Raw genomic sequence first — 18,300 nt, 5'->3', positions numbered from 1 at the left:
TGCGTGCGGCAGCGAAGAGGATCGTGTGGGCGAGGGGACGGGCACTGAGCCCACCGCTGCACACGATGTGGCGCTCGCGCGGGCCGTGGAACGGGCCCAGGGCGGTGACGAGGCGGCCTTCGCATACGCGTACCGAAGCGTGCACCCCGGGCTGCTGGGATACCTGCGGGGACTCGTCGGCGAGGACGCCGAGGACGTGGCTTCCGAGGCCTGGCTGGAGATCGCCCGAGACCTCGGCCGGTTCCGGGGCGACGGGGCGGGCTTCCGCGGCTGGACCGCGACGATCGCCCGGCACCGCGCGCTCGACCACGTGCGGCGGATGAGGTCCCGCCCCCGCCCGGCCCTGATCGAACAGGACGTTCTGGAACTGCCCGCCGCCAAGGACACGGCCGGGGAGGTCCTGGAGGCCCTCTCGACCGCCCAGGCACTGGCACTGATCTCGGGCCTGCCGCAGGACCAGGCCGAGGCCGTACTCCTGCGGGTGGTCGTCGGCCTCGACGGCCCCGCGGCGGCCCGGGTGCTCGGCAAACGCCCCGGTGCGGTACGTTCCGCCGCGCACCGCGGACTGAAGCGACTGGCGAAGGAGATTCGGGCATGAGGGGAGGCAACGGGATGACGGACGGCCGGCAGCGCGACGGGCACGGTGACGGGCCGGGCGACCGGCAGGGGGTCGGCCTCGAGGACGCGCTGCGCGTCGCCCTGCGTGCCGCCGCGCCCCCGCCGGGCCCCGCCCCGCAGGAATGCGACCAACCCGCGCCGGACCGGGACGGCGCCGCGCACGCGGTCGCCGCCTTCCGGGCCGCGCGTGACGAGGGGCTGCACGCCTCCGCCCTGCACGCCTCCGCCCGTACCCGGCGCCGGGACGACTGGCGCCCGGCCGCCGAGCGGCGGATGGGGCGTTCCGTGAAGACGGCCGTGGCCTCGCTGCTCGCCAGCGTGACCCTGGGCGGGGTGGCGATCGCCGCCGGGGCGCTGCCCGCCCCCTTCCGCGAGGCCCCGGCACCCGAGCCGAAGCCGCGCCGCAGCGCCTCCGTACCGCAGCCGCGGCCACCGCACGAGCCGGCCGGCTCGCCGGTACCGGCCACGCCCCCGCTCGATCAGGAGACGCTGCCCGCTCCGCGTTCCGCGAAGCCGTCCGCCGCCCGGGACCACGAGGCGCTCTGCAGCGCGTACGAGAAGGTCACGGGGCACGGCAAGGCGGCGGAGTCGACGGCCTGGCGGCGGCTGGTGACCGCCGCCGGAGGCGAGCAGGAAGTGCCCGGCTACTGCGGCGAACAGCCCGCGTCGGGAAACGGCGGGCACCAGGGCTCGGGTACGGACGACGACCCCGGCAGCCACCGCTCCACCGGCCCGTCCCCGCACCCCGTGGGCAAGCCCGACCCGGACCGCCCTTAGGCCGTCTCTGCCGGACCCTGCCGGTCGGGCAAGGTCCGGAAGAGACGGCCCAAGGCGTCCGCGGCCCGGGCCTTCGAGCAGGCCCCGGCCGTGCCGTCCGTGCCGTCCGTCACCGGCAGTGGATCACCGCGCTGTGCGAAGCCTTGTCGTGCATGCCGCGCCGGTCCTTGCTGAGGTTGATCGACGAGACGTTGGCCACACACAGCACCGGGATGCCGGTCACCACGAGGTTCATGAAGTGCCGGGCGACGGCCGAGCCGTAGCCGATGCGCTCGCCGGTCTCGAAGTGCACGACTTCGAGGCGCAGGGCCCGCTTGCCCGGAGTCGCACCCCAGCGCGACACGCTCAGCGGGGAGTACAGCAGGAAGAAGGCAGCGACCCAGAGGGCGGCGGCGGTGAGCCAGATCACGCCGGCCTCGGCGACACCGGCGGCCGCCAGGATCCGGTCGAGGCCGACCAGCGGAACGAGAATGACCGCGACGGCGATGACCAGGTCGATGACGGTTGCGGCGCAGCGCGGCATGAGACCCGCCGGAGAGCCGGGACGGGCACCCGAAGCCGCCTGGAACCGGCCGAGGTTTCCGCCGGAGGCCGTGGAGTCGAACATGTCGTTCCTTCTTTCGTGGATCGGGGGGATCCTACATTCCGCTTTTACGGAGGGTTTTGCGTCGGGGGCCGCCGTGGCCACGCGGGAAATGCGGTGGCCACGGCGGCGTGATCATTTCTGCGATCGGTTCTTCTTGATCAGTTCTTCAAGAGCGGGAAGGGCGGGAGAAGGAACGGCTTGATCAGTCCTCCTTGGACAGGCCGTCCGTCCATTCCCAGAACCCCCATTCGTCCAATTGCTCATCGGCGAGGGTTCCCAGCTCGTTGCCGATCCAGGCACCACCCGCGGCACCCGCCGGCACGCAGACCCATGCCAGGGGTCCGCAGGCGAGGCCCGCCTGGGCCCCGATGGCGGCACCGCCTGAGGTCAGGCCTCCCTTGAGCAGGGCCTTGCCGCCCGCGGTGATCAGGTCCTCGCCCTCCATGAGCTCCTCGATGAAGGAACCCACGGTCTCCAGTCCGCCGTGCACCTTTCCGGTCGCCTTGAACCACTTGGTGTCGGCGGCGGTCGAGACCCACTTCGCGGCCTTGGAGCTTTCCAGGAACGCAGTTCCGCGGTCGCCCATCCTCTTCAGCATGGGGACGTCCGACTTCTGCATTTCCTTGAAGCTCTTCCTCGCGTCCGCGAAGACCTCCAAGGTGGCCATGGTGGGCGTGACGTACTTGTTCAGCTGCTCGATCGTCGCGCTGACGTCCTGCAGACCGGCATTCCAGGCCACCGCACGGGCGGCGTCCCGGGCACCGAGGGTCTCGATGTAGGAGTCGGCGAAGACACCGCCGCTTTCCTTGACTTCGGCCTCATAGCGATAGCCGTATCCGACGACCTCCGTGCCCATGTTCGTGCATTCGTACATTCCGCTCGCGCATTCCTCGAGCTGATGTCCGTCCGCCTCGATCCGGCTGACCGGGTTGCCGCCGGTGAAGGCGTACCGGTTGTTCGTGTACGGGTCGGTGCCCAGGCGCATGTCCGCCAGCGCTCCGTTGAACATGTCCCGGGTGGTGAAGCGGTTCAGGCCCGGGTTGTAGTCGCGGAAGCCCATGTCGTACGTGCCGGACCCGGCGTCCCAGCGCTTGGAGTTGAAGCGGTAGGGGTTGTACGCCTCCTTGGTGGGGTCGGCCGCGTCCGGCTTGTCGATGCCGGTGAACTCCGAGGTGTCGTCGGCTCCGTAGGCCGTGTAGCCGTACGTGGCCTTGGTGTCACCGTTGTTGTCGGTGACCGTCTCGACGTCCTTGTGGCTGTTGTAGCCGTAGTAGCCGTTCTCGGACGTGCCGTCGGTGTGGTGCTTGACCTGCGAGAGGCGTTCGCCCCACGGGCTGTACTGGTACGACTTCGTCAGCGCGCCGGCGACCTTCTCGTCCAGGACCTCCTGGGAGAGGCCCAGGTAGGCGAAGTCCGTCGTCTTGCCGTCCGCCGTCTTGGACACGGTGCGGTCCATCGGGTCGTACGTGTACTTCGTGGACTTCAGCGTGCCCTGGCCGTCCATCTTCTGCGCGTCCACGACATGGTCGAACCCGTCGTAGACGTTGCGCTGGATGACCTGGCCGGCGCTCGTCACCGAATCCAGCCGGCCGAACGGGTCGTAGTCGTAATGGGCGGCCTGCCCGCCGATCGACGCGCTCAGCAGACGGTTGCGGTCGTAGGTGAACGTCGTCGACGTGCCCTTGACCGTCTGGCTGACGACATTGGCGTTGTCGTCGTGCACGTACGTCTCCGTACCCGCGCCCGTACCCGTCTTCACCGACTGCGCGAGGCGGTTCACCGGGTCGTAGCTGTAGTTGGTCGTGGAAGAGAGGTACGCCGCGTGGTTGTCGGCGTTCATCTTCTGACCGACGTCCTGCGCCTTGTTGCCATTGGCGTCATAGGCGTAGGTGTGCGAGGAGACGAGGGTTCCCGAGCCCTTCTTCTCGGTCGACGACTTCAGCGAGCCGTTGAGGTGGTAGGTGTAGTCGACCGTGTTGCCGTTGGCCTTGGTCTCCCGCAGCTTCTGGCCGCGGTCCGTGTACGTGTAAGCGGTGACCTTGGGCGATGCGTCGCTCGGCGTCTTGCCGACCGACACGCTCTGCACCAGCGACCGCAGGTCGTAGGTGTACCGGGAGAACTGGTCGGGGTGGGTGACCGTCTCCGGCTGGCCGTTGGCGTCGTACGTGTAGCTGGTGGCCTTCTTCTCCTGGCCGGCCAGCGACTCGGAGACCTTCTGGATCTGGTTGAGACCCGTGTACGTCATCGCGTACGCGTCGATCTTCGCCCCGGAGGAGGCGTCGGCGATCGACGTCAGGTTGCCGTTGACGTCGTACCCGTAGGTGAAGGTCTTCTTCTCGCTGTCGGTCTCACCGGTGGTGTCCCGCACCAGCTTCACGCCGTCGGCGACCACGGCGCCGCCGCTGTTCTGGTCCAGCTTCAGCTTGGTCGCCTCGCTCTGCTTGAGGCTGTACGAGCCGAGGCTGACCCAGGTGCCGGCGCCGGTGGCCTGGCTCTTGGTCACCGCGGGCTCGGTGGTGGTGCCGTGGGTGAGGGTGTACTTGGCCGTGGTGGCGGCGCCCGTCACCTGCGGGAACTTCACGTACGCGGTGTACGTGCCGTCCTTCGGGACGTTCAGCGTCCAGGTGAACGCGTCGGTGCCGGTGCCCGCGGCGTGGACCTGGTGGTCGTAGCCGTGCTGATCGGTCAGCGAACCCTTCGTCCAGGTGCCCGTCGAGGCGGTGTTCTGGATGTCGGAATTGTCGACCAGCACCACGGACTTGCCCACCGGCACACCGTCGTCGGACTTCGACTTCAGCTTGCCGTCGGGGAAGTACGACCACGTCATGCTGCGGTCCGAGGACCCGCCGGCCGAGGTCAGCGTGCGGTTCGTCTGCTTGCCGAGCTCGTTGTAGTCGTAGCTGGCGGAGATGGACCAGGGATCGGTGGAGGACTTGGTCCAGCCGTTGTCGAAGTAGGTGTACGTGGTGTCGTTGCGGACCGTCTGGCCCGTCGACGGCGGCAGCGAGGTCTTGACGACCCGGCCCGCCGCATCGTAGTCCGTCCGGGTGTACACGTCCGCCTTGTTGAAGCGGGCGTCGTTGGGGTCGTACGGCTGGTACTGCTTGACCGGGCGGTTCAGCGCGTCGTACTCGGTGCGGTGGGCGAAGTCGTCCACCGTGGCCGTCTCGGTACCGCGCGGGGTGATCACCTTGGTGGTGTTGCCGGCCTGGTCGTACTCGTACTTCGTCGAGCGGACCGTCGTACCGGAGTACGGGACCTTGACCTCGATCTGCTTGCCGCGCTCGTCGTAGACGACGGTCGTGGTGTTGTTCTCCGCGTCCGTGGCGGAGACGAGCAGGCCGTCCTTGTCATAGGACTTCTTGGTCGTCTTGCCCGCGGCGTCCGTGGCGACCGTGATCCGGTGGTTCAGGTCGTAGTCGATCAGGGACCGGTAGTCGTCGGGGGACGAGGTGGCGTTCTGCTTCGGATCGACCGTCTTGACCAGGTTGCCGACGCCGTCGTAGGAGTACGAGACCTTCTCGCCGACCGCGTTCACCACGGACGTGAGCTGGTAGATCTCGTCGTAGGTGTGGGTGGTGACGTAGTCGGTCGCGTCCGACGTGGTGAGCGTGCCCTTCGGCTCGGTCGTCGTCCTGAGGTTGCCGACCTTGTCGTAGGTGTAGCTCGACCTGCGCTCGCCGGACGTCGGGGTGTCCTTCGGGGCGGTGGCCGAGGAGACCTGGTCCGCCGCGTCGTACACCGCCGTGGACACCGCGCCGCCGGGCGACGTGGAGGTGGTGACGTTGTCGTTGGCGTCGTAGACCGGGGCCGGCGTCGTGATCAGCACGCCCGCGTTCTGGTCCTTCGGCACGGTGTTGACCAGCGGACGGCCGAACGTGTCGTACGTCTGCGTGGTCTTCTTGCCCAGCGGGTCCGTGACCTCGGTGACCCGGCCGCGCGCGTCGTAGACGTACGACGTCGACTTGGTCAGGGCGTCGGTGATCGTCGCCGGGTAGCCGGCGGGGCCGAAGCCGCCGTACGTCGTCGGGTTGCCGTTGGCGTCGGTCGCCTTGGTCAGCTGGCCGTAGGAGTTGTACTCGTACGCCGTGGTGTAGTCGCCGGCGGTGGCGGTCGCGACGCCCTTGGGGTCGGTGACCGTCTTCAGGTTGCCGAAGGCGTCATAGCCGAACTGCCACTTGCGGCCCGCCGCGGAGGTCTTGGCGAACAGGTCGGCGGAGTAGCCGTCCAGCCGGGTCTGGTACTCGTACTTCACCGAGTTCGCCGGGTAGGTGCCCGGAGCGCAGTCGCCCGACGGCGGGACGCCGGCCTTGTTGTTCTCCGCGTCGCGCATCCACAGCGGGTAGCCGGTCTTCTGGTCGTAGCAGTAGGCCGTCTTCGCGCCGTTGTGCTCCTCCAGGTAGGTGACGTTGTTGTCCGCGTCCCAGCTCATCTTGGTGGTCTGGGACTTGGCGTTGGTGGCCTGGACCGGGCGGAAGAAGTCGTCCGTGACCTGGGTCGTGACCCGGTTCTCGGCGTCGGTGACCGCGGTGTCGGTGAACTTGGTGTTGCCCGCGTTCACGGCGTAGCCGAAGCCGGTGGTGCCCAGCAGGCGGTCGGTGATCGTCTTGGTCCACCAGTGGTACTTCGGGTCGTCACCGGCCTGCGGGGCGTAGTACGCGAGCTGCGTGCTGTTGCCGCGCGGGTCGGTGGCCCTGACCAGCTTGACGTTCTTGTTCCCCTGCGTGGCGTCGTAGGTGAACGTGAAGTCCTTGGGCTGGGACGAGCCGACACCGTCGGTGAACCGGCCGAGCAGGCCGGCGGTCGTGTAGTAGAACGAGATCTTGCGGCCCGAGACGTCCGTGATGGACTTCACGTGGTCGTAGATCTTGGAGTTCGTCAGGTTCGTCCCGGTGACCTTGGTGCCGGTCGCGTCGATGTACTCGTAGGTCGCGTCCTGCTTCAGGTAGTACTCGACGGTGAGCGACTGCCGGCCGGCCGGGTCGGTGATGTACTTGAGGTAGCGGGCGGGCTTGCCGCCGTTCTTGTGCTCCTCGTAGGTGTACGTCTGGGTGTTGCCGTTCTTCTCGACGAGCGACGTGAGGTGGCCGTCGCAGCCGAACAGGAACCGCGTGCCGTCGGGGCGCGTGAGCGTCCAGGCGTCCGGGACCGGGTCCTTCGTCGGCTGGCAGTCCAGGCCGGCCTTGGGGGCCAGCTTGAAGTGCACACCGGCCGGGGCCTTCCACGCGCTGGTGGCGGCGTCCCAGCGGAAGACGTGCGTGGTGCCGTCGCCGTCCGGGAGCCGGATCTCCGTCGGGTTGGGCTTGGGGTGGAACTCCAGCGGGGCGCCCAGGCGCAGCGGGCCGGCGAGCTGGCCGGACCAGCCGGCGCCCAGGACGCTGTCGCTGGTGTCGAGGGAGTTGTACGAGAGCCGGGCGAAGGTGTTCACGCCGCGGCCCGGGTTGTTGAACGCGTTGTAGGACCACACGCTGTTGCCGGAGGCCAGGTTGTTCATGACCGTCGAGCCGGCGCCGGTGTTCTTGCCCGTGTAGGCGTAGAACTTCTCCAGGCCGAGGGTGTTGGAGGTGGGGTCCTCGACGGTGACGTTCTGCTTCAGCGGCGCGATGGCCGGGGCGCCGGCGGAGAGCCAGCTGCCGTCGGCGATCTTGCGGACGTCCCAGCCGAGCACGTAGTCGAGGCGCTTGTTGCCCTCGTCCGAGTTGATCGGCGTCTTGACCTGCGCCTGGATGGTGGCGGACTTGCCCGGCAGCAGGGCCGGGATCGCCGTCTTGAGCTGGTTGGCGCCAGTGGTCACGTCCGTGCCGTCGGGAAGCTTCCAGGTGTAGGTCAGCTCGCGCTCACCGGCGGCCCAGGCGGTGCTGGTGGTGTTGGTGACCGTGAACGCCACCGTGTACTGGGAGTTCGGGGTCATCCGGGCCGGGGTGGTCGGCGCGTAGTAGGTGTCCTCGGTGGTCGAGTCCACGTAGATGACCTGCATGTACGGGCGGAGCTGGGCGTCCGCGGCCTCCGAGGACAGGAACAGCGTGCGCTCCTGCGGGCCGGTGGTCGTCTCGTCCTTGAGCTTGACCAGGACGCCCTTGTTGGTGGTGGGGGTCTTAACCCAGCCCTGCATCAGGCCGGTCGCGTCCCACCAGTGCCGGCCGACCTCGTCGGTGATCTGCGGAACGGTGTCGGAGACGGTCGCCGAGAAGTCGCCGCCGGGCGTGGTCCAGGCGGTGGTCGCGTTCGCGTTGTTCCACGTGGCTGTGGTCTCGGTGAAGTCGCGGGTCAGCGAGTGGAGCTCGTAGATCGCGCCGTTGGAGGTGCTGGTCGTCTCGGCGCCCCACATGTACATCTTGTTCTCCAGCACCGTGGCGGTGGTGGGGATGTCGGTGGTGGGGAACTTGATGGCGGCGCGGGTCTTGCCGTAGGTGCCGGAGTTGTTGCCGACGCTCAGCCAGGTCTGTCCGATGTTGTAGGACTTCAGGCCGTCGTGGTTGGTGGTCGGCTGGAGGGAGGAGAGCGTGGTGTCCGTCTGGCCCGCCTGGATGATCTTCATCGTCCGGCCGGCCTTCGGGATGCCCACGATCCGGGTGGGGGACCCGAGGACCTGCCCGCCCTTGGTCTTGACCGCCAGCTGGTAGTAGTACGACTTGCCGATCTCCGAGGGGCTGGAGTCCGGGGTCGGCACCGCGGTGGTGTCGGTGTACGTGGTGGCCGTGGGCGGGATCGGGGCGATCAGCGTCGCGGCCGCGGGCGTGAAGGCCTGCTGCGTGGAGCGGTGCAGCTGGTACTCGACGATGTCGAGGTTCGTGTCGCCGGTGCTGTTGGAGTACGCCGGCCAGGACAGCTCGGGGCCCGTCGAGCGGACGACGGTCGGCGAGTTCAGCGAGGTGCCGACCTGGCCGTAGGTGACGGTCAGCCGCGGGTACGTCGAGGTCTCGCCGCCGTAGGTGTTGCCGTCGGCCGCCTCGTAGCGCGGACCGCCGGTCAGTGCGGTGCCCGACTCGTCCGTGGCCTTCAGGACGAAGCCGTGGTTGGCGGCCGTGCCGGAGATCCACTTCTGGACGGTGTCGGTGACCGGGAAGTCGTGCCACTGGTTGTAGACGCCGACGGGCTTGGTGATCTGCGCCGGGTCGACCAGGCGGACCGAGTCGGCGAGCGTGCGCGTGGTGGAGCTGCCGGTGTCCCCGAGGACGATCTTGCCGGCGTTGCCCTTGGCGAAGCTCAGCTCGTTGGTGTCCAGGGTCTTCCAGACACCGCCGCTGCCGGTCTGGTTGACGGTGTAGTTCTTCGTACCGCCGTTGTGCGTGACCGTGTACGGGGCGGCCGTGGCGGCGTCCGCGGCGGCCGGGTAGTGCACGTCCACCCGGTAGGTCGCGGTCCGGGGCACCTTGGGCTGCCAGGTGTACGTCTCACCCGTGAGCGCGTTCTTGTTGTACGCGTAGTCGTCGTTGGTCGCGGCGCCGCCCGTGGTGGAACCGGTGGGCCACTCGCCGGTGGCCGCGGTGCCCGCGTCGCCCTCGTCGAGCTGGACGGTGGTGCCGGACAGCTCGCCGACCAGGGCGCTGGTGTTGCTCCAGGTCGCGGTGGTCTCGTCCCAGGCACCGGTGGCCCGGTGCGCCGCGATGGTGACGGCGTTGCCGTTGGTGGTGTGCGACTGGTCGTAGTACAGGCTCAGGTCCGCGGCGTCGATCTTGACGTTCGCCGGGATCTCGGTGAGCGGGAACTTGATCAGCGAGCGGGCGATCCCGGTGTCGGTCTTGCCGGCCGAGAGCTTCCAGGTGTTGTTGAAGTTCACCGCCGCCTGGTCGGACAGGACCATGGTGTCCTGCGATGCCGAGGCGATGGGGGTCACGGTGATCGTCGGGTCGATGACGACGGGGTACTGGCGCTCTTCGGCCGCGAGCCACTGCGCGTCCGGCGTGACGGTGAGCTTCCAGCCCTCGCCGTCCCGGACGAGCTTCTGCGTGACCTTCGTGGAGTACGTCCCACCGGTCGGCGACAGCGGATCCTTCTTGGCGTCCGTCATGTACGGGGCCGGGATCACCATCACCGGCGTGTTCGGCGCCTCGCCGTAGAAGGCGACCGATCCGTCCTTGCGCTCCTGCGGCGTCAGTCCCTCGGCGTTGAGGGTGAAGGTGAACGAGACCGGCGCGGTGGGCCGCTCGTTCAGGACGATGTCCTCCTTCACCTCGCCCTGGCCGACCCGGTACGACAGGTCCGCGCCCGCGACCGCGTTCCGGTAGACGACCCGGTCGCCCTTCGCCTCGGGCTTCAGGGCACCGGCGCCGGTGAGGCCGAGGGTCAGCGCGCGGCCGTCCTCCGCCTCGAAGCGCATCAGCTTGCGGGCGTCGGAACCGAACCAGCTCTTGCCGGTGTTCGCGGTGTTGGAGAAGTCGAAGCCCTTGTCCTCGGTCGCCCGGACCGCGGTGTCGATCGGCTTCCAGGAGTTCCCCGACCGGTACGCGGTCGGCACGGCCGTCAGCTCGGCCTCGATCCGGCCGTCGGACAACTGCCAGAAGCGGGACTGCGCGGTGCGGCGCTCGGTCAGCTCCTTGACCCGCCGGGCCTCGGGGAGCTTCTCGCCCTTCGGGAGCTTCTCCCGGCTGGGTATCGCCAGCTTCCCGCCGACCGGGGGTTTCGGCTGGTCGTCATCGTCGGAGAACCATCCGGTGATGGTGTCCACGATGCCCTTGCCGTCGCCCGAGGGCGTGCCGCCCGGGGTCGCCGCGTAGGCGACCTGCGGCAGCATGCTACCCGCCACCGCCGACACCACTAGACAGGAGAGATATCTCCTGTAGGGAATTTTCACATCCGAGCCCTTCGATCTTCACACTGATTGCAGGCATGCCAATTCACGGCGCGTGGGAGGACGCCCTGAGGTGCTCGCCGTGTTTAGTCAGCCCGTCAATTCGATGTCAATTCCAAAGGCAAATGCGGACATGCCGCCCCATAGCTGCACTCTTTGTCTGAATGTCCCGGCGGCTCGCTCCGCGTCAGATGCGTGGTGTATAAAGTCCCGGTTCCGCACCGGGACTTTCCATCCGGCAATACACTCGACCGAAAGCGCGGACTTCTCATGGCCTCGACGAAACCCGCAGAAGTAACGGAGAATCAGGGCGCCGCACCGTCAAAGCAGGGCGACGCCAAGGGACTTGACCGGAACGTCCTCGCGATTGCCGCGGTGTTGCTGCTCGCGACCTGCGGATTCGTCGGATACGGGATCCTGTCCACGCCGCAGGACCCGGAGCCGGGCGCCACCCCCTCGGTCGCGGTGACCTACGAGGTCACCGGCGCGGGCACGGCCGAGATCACCTACGCCGGACACGGCGAATCCGGCACGGCGACGGTGGCCAAGGACGTGCGGCTGCCCTGGAAGAAAACCGTTCGGGTCCCCGCCGGCGAATCACCGATCGTGAACATCACGCTCGACCAGAAAGGCGGCAACGCCAGTTGCACGCTCGCCGTTCAAGGTAAGCACGTGCAACGCGCCACGACTTCCGGGGCGTACGGCCGCGCCACGTGCACGGGATCGGAACGCCTTCCGGAATGAACATATGACGTGCCTTCACCAAAGGCACTGACACCGCGCAGAGAAGCCGCCTCGCGAACCCCGCACCGGGGAACGGCCCGCAAGGCGGCTTCTTCTCTTTGACGCCATATCAGGAATGCGACTTCGGGCGCGCGGCGGCCGGGCGCGGCCGGGCGGCGCCGCCGCGTGCGGGTTCCCAGGTCCGGGATAGGGTGCCGCCGACGGAGTACACGGTGGGCGGGGCGGGACATGACACTGCGGGACGGGGATCCGCGGGCGATCGGCGGGTACGTCCTGATCGCCCGGCTGGGGTCCGGCGGGATGGGGACGGTGTACTCGGGGCGGGCCGCTTCGGGCCGGCTCGTCGCGGTGAAGCTGGTGCACCAGCAGTTCGCCGACGACCCCGAGTTCCGGATCCGGTTCCGCCAGGAGGTGGCGGCCGCCCGGCGGGTGAGCGGGGCCTTCACCGCTGCGGTCGTGGACGCCGATCCCGACGCGGAGCGGCCCTGGATGGCCACCCAGCTGGTGCCCGGGCGGACGCTGGGCGCGCGGGTGAAGGCGGACGGGCCGCTGCGCGGGAGCGCGCTGCGGGTGCTCGCGCTGGGACTGGTGGAGGCGCTGCGCGAGCTGCACACCACCGGGGTGGTCCACCGCGATCTGAAGCCGGAGAACGTCCTGCTGACGGACGACGGGCCGCGCGTCATCGACTTCGGGATCTCGCGGGCGACGGGGCAGCAGACTCTGACCTCGACCGGGCAGATCCTGGGGACTCCGCCGTACATGTCGCCGGAGCAGCTGTCGGCTCCGGCACGGGTGCGGGCGTCGTCGGACGTGTTCTCGCTGGGCTCGGTGCTGGTCTTCGCGGCGACCGGGCGGGGGCCCTTCGACGCGGACTCGCACTACATGACGGCCTACCGCGTGGTGTCGGAGGCGCCGGACATCGGGGCGCTGGCCGATCCGCTGCGGGCCGTGGTCGGAGCATGCCTGGCCAAGGAGGCGGCCGACCGGCCGGGGCCGGACGAGCTGTTGGCCGCGCTGGCGCGGATCCCGGAGGCCGACTGGGAGAACCCGCTCCGCGAGGGCGGCGGCGAGGGCGGGGCGCAGGCCGCGGGCGAGGGCGCGGCTGCGGATGCGGATGCGGATGCGGATGGGGCCGCGGACCTGCGCGAGGGCTCGGGTCCGGCGGCCGCCGACGCGGGCGGGCCGCTCACCCGGCGCTCCGGGCCGCCGACCGGGCCGGTCGGGGACGCGGCGGCCGTGCGGCGCCGGCGGCTCCGGCGGCGCGCTGTCCTCGCGGGGGCGCTCGCCGCTTCGCTGCTGGCCGGCGGCGGGATCTACCTGCGGCTCTCCCCGGCGGACGGTTCGCGGGACGACGCGAAGACCCCCGGCGCCTCCGCCGGTCCCTCCGGGATCCCCGATGGTGCCGCGCGTACGCCCGCCCGCCCGGCGGTGACCGGGACCCTCGCCCCGTACGTGGCCACCGACGGCGGCAGCCCGGCCGGTAACCGTGCCTACGCGGACGCCCCCGCCCGGCGCCCCGCCGGCTGGCGGGCCTGGAACGGCGGGAAGGACATGGGCTCCTGCGTGTACGCGGACTCCTCGCTGGTGTGTACGTCGCCCGGCCCCGAGGGCGGTTCGGGCGATGTGCTCAGCCGGTTCGACGCGGCGACCGGCGAGCACCTGTGGGGGCAGCTCCTGGAGGACGTGGTGGACGGGCAGGGCCCGTTGGTGGCTCCGGGAGCGGTCGCCGGATCCCACACGGTGATCGTGCCCGGCAGCAAGGGGTTCACCGCGCTGGACCTCGCCGACGGCACCCCCCGGTGGGAGTTCCCCACCAAGGAGAAGCTGCGGCGGCCGGTGCTGGACGCGGCCGGCAGCCGGGTCTTCGCGGTCAACGCGTCCGGGACCGTCACCGCCCTGGAGACCCGGTACGGCAAGCTCCTGTGGCAGCAGGCGGTGTCGGGCTCCGAGGACGGCTACCCGGCGCTGCGGGTGGCCGCGGACCGGGTGTACGTACAAGGACGGACCCAGAACCCCGACATGGGATTCCAGAGCTTCGTCACCGCCCTCGACGGGGCCACCGGCAAGAAGCTGCCGTTCGGCACCCCCCAGGACGGCACCCGGTTCGCGATGCCCGGATCGTGCGAGACCCGCGGACTGACGCTGGCCCAGGACGAGTTCGACGCGACGGTCTTCCTGTGCAACAAGGAGAACGGGGCGGGGGTGCTGCGCGGTGACCCGGCGAGGCGTCGGTCCACGGACATCCCGTACGCCGGCACGACGCTGTCCGGACCGGCCGTGGCCGGGGGCACGGTGTACCTGATGGCGGCCGCCTCGGGGGGCGAGCCGGCCTTCATGGAGCTCGACCAGCAGACCGGCGGAGCCGTGTGGCGGATTCCGCTCGCGCAGGAGTGCGCCGACCCGGAGCGCCCGGAGACGTCGAACGCGGTGGTGGTGACCGACGGGCTGGCGTACGTGCGGTGCCGGACCTCCGGGGTGGTCATCGACCTCGCCTCCCGCAAGCAGACCGGCCGGTTCACCGTCCCGGGCGGCGTCCGCCCCGGCCCGGACGGCCCGTCCGGCTTCCTGGTGGCGGGCGGAGTGGTCTTCACGCCGACCGCCAAGGGCTGGTCCGCCGTCGAACCGTCCGCCGTCTGACGGACGCCCGCGGCCGCGGCCGCGGGGTGAACCCTGGCCGGAGGAAGGGCCCCGCGGCACGGGGTGGTGGGGCACTTCCTCCGGCGTGCTCCGTGCCGGCTCAGCCGGCGAGCTGCCCGTCCGCCGCGGCGGTGACGGGTTCTTCCGGTGGCGGCGGCAGGCCGCGCAGTCGGCTCACCGGGGACAGGACGAGTGCGATCAGCACGGCGGCGGAGCCGATCGCCGCCACGGTCAAGGCCGCCCGGGCGCCGATCCGGCCGGACAGCAGGCCCGCGAACAGGCCGCCGAGTGCGCCGCCGCCGAACAGCAGGGTACGGAAGACCGCCGTCATCCGGCCCATCATCGACTGCGGGGTACTGGCTTGGCGCAGGCTGACGATGACGACGCCGGCGACACCGAGTCCGAGGTAGGTGGTGAAGAAGGACAGGACGAACATCCCCACCATCACCGGCCGGGGACCGGTGGCCAGGACGATCAGCGCCGGGCCGGTGAGGAGGGCCGACTGGGCGACGAGGTAGACGCGGCCGAGCCGGAAGCGCCGGATGACCGTGCGGGAGATCCCCGCGCCGATGAGACCGCCCACGGAGGCCGTGGCGAAGATGCCGCCGAGGGTCGTCGGGTCCAGGTCCAGGTCGCGTGTTCCGTACAGCAGGAACATCGTCCACACGGTGATCATGGAGAAGTTGCAGCAGAAACCGATCAGGGCGAGGGAGCGCAGGACCGGGTTCTTCAGCACCAGGCGCAGTCCGTCCCGGAGTTCGGTGGGCAGGTGCCGGCGGGCCGCGGGCGGTCGGGGCGGGGGCTCGGCGGTGCGGATGAGCAGCAGCGAGATCAGGGACACGAGGTAGGAGAACGCGTCGACGATCAGTGCCACGGGCGCGGTCAGGGCGCCGACCAGGACACCCGCCAGTCCGGGCCCTGCCACGTCGGCCGCCGATGAGCTCATGCCCATCTTGGCGCCGGCTTCCACGTAGTGCTCCGGGTCGCGCACGAGCGTGGGGACGTACGACATCCAGCTCACGTCGAACAGCACCGAGGCGACGCCGACGGCGCAGGCGATCGCCAGCAGCGAAGCCATGCCGAGCGCGTCCGTCCAGTACAGGAGCGGCACGAGGGCCAGCAGGACCATCCGGACGAGGTTGGCGCCGAGCATGATCCGCCGCCGCCGGACCCGGTCCGCCCACACCCCGAAGACCAGGGCGAGCCCGAGGTACGGGACGAGTTGCAGGAACCGCAGGACGCCGACCTGCTCGTCCGTGGCGTGGAAGGCGGTGATGGCGGTCAGCGGCAGGGCGAGATTCGTGACCTGGGTGCCGAGAAGCGAGAGCGTCTCGCCCAGCCAGAACCTGAGGAAGTCGCCGTTGCGCCAGAGGCTCTCGCCGGAGGACTTTTCGGCGGCCTTCGGCGCGGTGGTCATCGCCGTCCCTGGCCGGCGAGGTCGGCGACCGCGTCCGCGACGTGGTCCACTTCCTCCTCGGTGTTGTAGTAGTGCGGCGACAGGCGCAGGCACCAGTCGACCCCCTTGTCCCCGAAGTCGAACTGGGCGAACTCGCGGAAGCTGAGCGCAGAGTTGATGCCGCGGGCGTCCATGGCCGCCTTGAACGGCTGCGGCTGGCATCCCGCCACGCCGAAGGTGACGAGCGCGGCGAGGCGCGGGCCCCGGTCGAGCAGCCGCACCCCCGGGATCGGCGCGAGCCGGTCGCGGAGCCGGGCCGCGAGCGCCGGGGTGCGCTGCTCGATGGCCTCGATGCCGACGGTGCGGGCGTAGCGCGTCGCGGCTGCGCTGCCGAGCACCGTGGCGTACGGGAACTCCCACTCCTCGAACCGGGCCGCCGTCGCGACGGGCTCGTAGCGGCCGGGCTCGGTCCAGCGGGCCCCGTGCATGTCGATGAACAGCGGTTCGAAGCCCGCGCGCAGGACGCGGTCGGACACGTACAGGAATCCGGAGCCGCGCGGACCGCGCAGGAACTTGCGGCAGGTGGCGGTGAGGAGGTCGCAGCCGATCTTCTCCACGTCGATGACGAGCTGGCCCACCGACTGGCAGGCGTCGACCAGGTAGAGCAGGTCCAGCTCGCGGCAGTGGCGGCCGATGTCGGCCACGGGCGAGACGAGGCCGGAGTTGGTGGGGACGTGGGTGGCGGACACCAGGCGGGGGCGGTGGGTCCGCATCAGCGCGGCCATCGCCTCCACGTCCACCCCGCCCTCCGGGGAGTCGGGCGCGTGGACGATGCGCACGCCGAAGCGCTTGCGCAGGGAGAGGAAGGCGATCTGGTGGGAGACGAAGTCGTCGCGGGTGGTGAGGATGACGTCGTCGGCCTCGAACGGGATCGAGGACAGGGCGTTGGCGTAGGCGTGGGTGGCGCTGCCGGCGAAGGCGATGTTGTCGGGCGTGGTGTTGATGAGGGCGGCGATCTCCGTGTAGAACCCGCGGACTTCGGCGGCCCGGGCCGCCGACGCCTCGTAACCGCCTATCCGCGCCTCGAGGTTGAGGTGGCCGACCATCACGTCCCGTACCGGCGCGGCCAGCAGGCCGCAGCCCGCGTTGTTGAAGTGGATGACCTCGCGGCACCCGGGGGTGTCGGCCCGCAGGGCGGCCACGTCCAGCCGAAGTGCTTCCCGACCAGGACCGAAAGCGCTACTGTTGTCTCTCATGAATGACGGTAGCACTTCTGGTGAGTTGGCCGACAGCCTCCGTGCGCTGGTCTCCCGGCTGTCGCCCGGCGACCGGCTGCCGAGCAGCCGGGAGCTCATCAAGGAGTACCGGGTCGGCCCGGCGACCGTGGCGCGGGCCATCGCCGCGCTGGCCGCCGAGGGCGCGGTGGTGACCCGTCCGGGCAGCGGGACGTTCGCGGCGCAGCGGGGCCGGCTGCGCGACGCGGCCGTGGGCGGGAGCGGCGGCGGCGCGGATACCGACTGGCAGACGGTCGCCCTCACGGACCGCGCCGTCGACACCCACCTGATCGCCGACCCGCTCGGCCCGCCGCCGGCCGGGACGATCACGCTGGACGGCGGCTACGTGCACCGCTCGCTCCAGCCCACCCGGGCCCTGAGCGCGGCGCTCGCGCGGGCGGCACGCCGTCCGGACGCCTGGGACCGCGCCCCGGCCGGCGGCCTGATGGCGCTGCGCACCGTGTTCGCCAGGATCGTCGGCGGCAGCGTGGCCCCGGAGGACGTGCTGGTCACCGCGGGCGGGCAGAGCGCCCTGTCGATCGCGTTCCGGGCCATCGCCGGGCCCGGCAGCCCGGTCCTGGTGGAGTCCCCCACCTATCCCCGGGCCCTGGCCGCCGCCCGCGCCGCCGGGCTGCGGCCCGTTCCGGTACCGCTCGACGCGGACGGCCTGCGGCCCGACATGCTGGCCGACGCGTTCGCGATGACCGGCGCGCGACTGCTGTACTGCCAGCCGACCTTCCAGAACCCGACCGGCACCGTGCTGGCACCCGAACGGCGCCGTCAGATCCTCGATGTGGCGCGCGCCTCGGGCGCGTTCGTCCTCGAGGACGACTTCGCACGGCACCTGGGACACGGCGGCGCGGTGCCGCGGCCGCTGGTCGCCGACGACCGCGACGGCACGGTCGTCCACGTCACCTCGCTCACCAAGCCCGCCGCACCGAGCCTGCGGATCGGGGTCCTTGTGGCGCGCGGTCCGGTCATGGAGCGCATGCGCGCGGTACGCCTGGTCGACGACTTCTTCGTCACCCGCCCCCTCCAGGAGGCCGCGCTGGAGGTCCTCAGCTCCCCCTCCTGGGACCGCCACGTCCGCTCCCTGGGTACGGCGCTGCGGGAGCGGTGCGCGGTGCTGGCCGCCGCGGTCACGCGGGAGGTCCCCGGTGCGGCCTTGGCCGGATTGCCCACGGGCGGCCTCCACCTGTGGGTCCGCCTGCCGTCGGGCGTGGACGACACGGTCCTGGCCGGCGCGGCACGGCAGCACGGCGTCGCGGTGAGCGCCGGCAGCCGCTACTTCGCCACCGAGCCGCCGGCCCCCCACCTGCGCCTCGGCTTCGCCGCGACCGCCGACCACGCCGAGCTGACCGAAGCCGCCCGCCGCCTGGGCGCCGCCCTGTCCGGCCTCGGCCCGAAGGAGTCCGACTAGGGCCTGTATGCGGTGAAATGATCAAGCAGTGTGACTGATGCCCCATGACCTTCGCCA

The 18,300-nt window shown here is 70.6% G+C and carries 9 protein-coding genes; 5 read left to right on the top strand and 4 right to left on the bottom strand.

Going from position 1 to position 18,300, the window contains the following annotated elements:
* Positions 1–25: 25 nt before the first annotated feature.
* Together ACZ6I1_RS10040 and ACZ6I1_RS10035 are read left to right on the top strand one after the other, a co-directional pair.
* Positions 26–598: an RNA polymerase sigma factor gene (locus ACZ6I1_RS10040; RefSeq protein ID WP_469285194.1), complete on the top strand. Its 573-nt coding sequence runs from the start codon at positions 26–28 to the stop codon at positions 596–598.
* The gene (locus tag ACZ6I1_RS10035) at positions 595–1,395 is read left to right on the top strand and encodes a hypothetical protein (protein WP_469285192.1); all 801 of its coding nucleotides are present in this window, start codon (positions 595–597) and stop codon (positions 1,393–1,395) included. Before ACZ6I1_RS10040 ends, ACZ6I1_RS10035 begins: the two co-directional genes overlap by 4 nt.
* 109 nt (positions 1,396–1,504) lie before the next feature.
* Here the strand turns inward: ACZ6I1_RS10035 and ACZ6I1_RS10030 are convergent, their stop codons facing one another.
* Together ACZ6I1_RS10030 and ACZ6I1_RS10025 are read right to left on the bottom strand one after the other, a co-directional pair.
* Complete coding sequence (locus tag ACZ6I1_RS10030; protein WP_469285190.1) at positions 1,505–2,002, bottom strand: RDD family protein; 498 nt, start codon at positions 2,000–2,002, stop codon at positions 1,505–1,507.
* A 181-nt stretch (positions 2,003–2,183) separates the two neighbouring features.
* Entirely contained in the window at positions 2,184–10,715 is an 8,532-nt protein-coding gene (locus ACZ6I1_RS10025; RefSeq protein WP_469285311.1) for a golvesin C-terminal-like domain-containing protein, read from the bottom strand.
* Positions 10,716–11,042: 327 nt separating this feature from the next.
* Between ACZ6I1_RS10025 and ACZ6I1_RS10020 the strand changes: the two genes are divergently transcribed.
* Positions 11,043–11,516, top strand: a complete 474-nt coding sequence (locus ACZ6I1_RS10020; protein ID WP_469285188.1) for a hypothetical protein — start codon at positions 11,043–11,045, stop codon at positions 11,514–11,516.
* A gap of 228 nt (positions 11,517–11,744) precedes the next feature.
* Positions 11,745–14,153 carry a protein kinase domain-containing protein gene (locus ACZ6I1_RS10015; protein WP_469285186.1) on the top strand — a complete coding sequence of 803 codons (2,409 nt, stop codon included), beginning with the start codon at positions 11,745–11,747 and terminating at the stop codon, positions 14,151–14,153.
* Positions 14,154–14,253: 100 nt separating this feature from the next.
* Here ACZ6I1_RS10015 and ACZ6I1_RS10010 read toward each other — a convergent pair whose 3' ends face one another.
* Both ACZ6I1_RS10010 and ACZ6I1_RS10005 read right to left on the bottom strand, forming a co-directional pair.
* Positions 14,254–15,570: an MFS transporter gene (locus ACZ6I1_RS10010; protein ID WP_469285185.1), complete on the bottom strand. Its 1,317-nt coding sequence runs from the start codon at positions 15,568–15,570 to the stop codon at positions 14,254–14,256.
* The gene (locus tag ACZ6I1_RS10005; protein WP_469285183.1) at positions 15,567–16,805 is read right to left on the bottom strand and encodes an aminotransferase class V-fold PLP-dependent enzyme; all 1,239 of its coding nucleotides are present in this window, start codon (positions 16,803–16,805) and stop codon (positions 15,567–15,569) included. Before ACZ6I1_RS10005 ends, ACZ6I1_RS10010 begins: the two co-directional genes overlap by 4 nt.
* On the opposite strand from ACZ6I1_RS10005, the gene ACZ6I1_RS10000 reads away from it, so the two are divergent.
* Positions 16,804–18,243 (top strand): aminotransferase-like domain-containing protein, encoded by a 1,440-nt coding sequence (locus ACZ6I1_RS10000; protein ID WP_469285181.1) that lies wholly within the window; start codon positions 16,804–16,806, stop codon positions 18,241–18,243. The genes ACZ6I1_RS10005 and ACZ6I1_RS10000 overlap by 2 nt on opposite strands.
* Positions 18,244–18,300: the final 57 nt, after the last annotated feature.

The sequence above is a fragment of the Streptomyces sp. NPDC046303 genome, from assembly GCF_055588085.1.
This window is presented reverse-complemented; position numbering and strand designations above follow the sequence as displayed.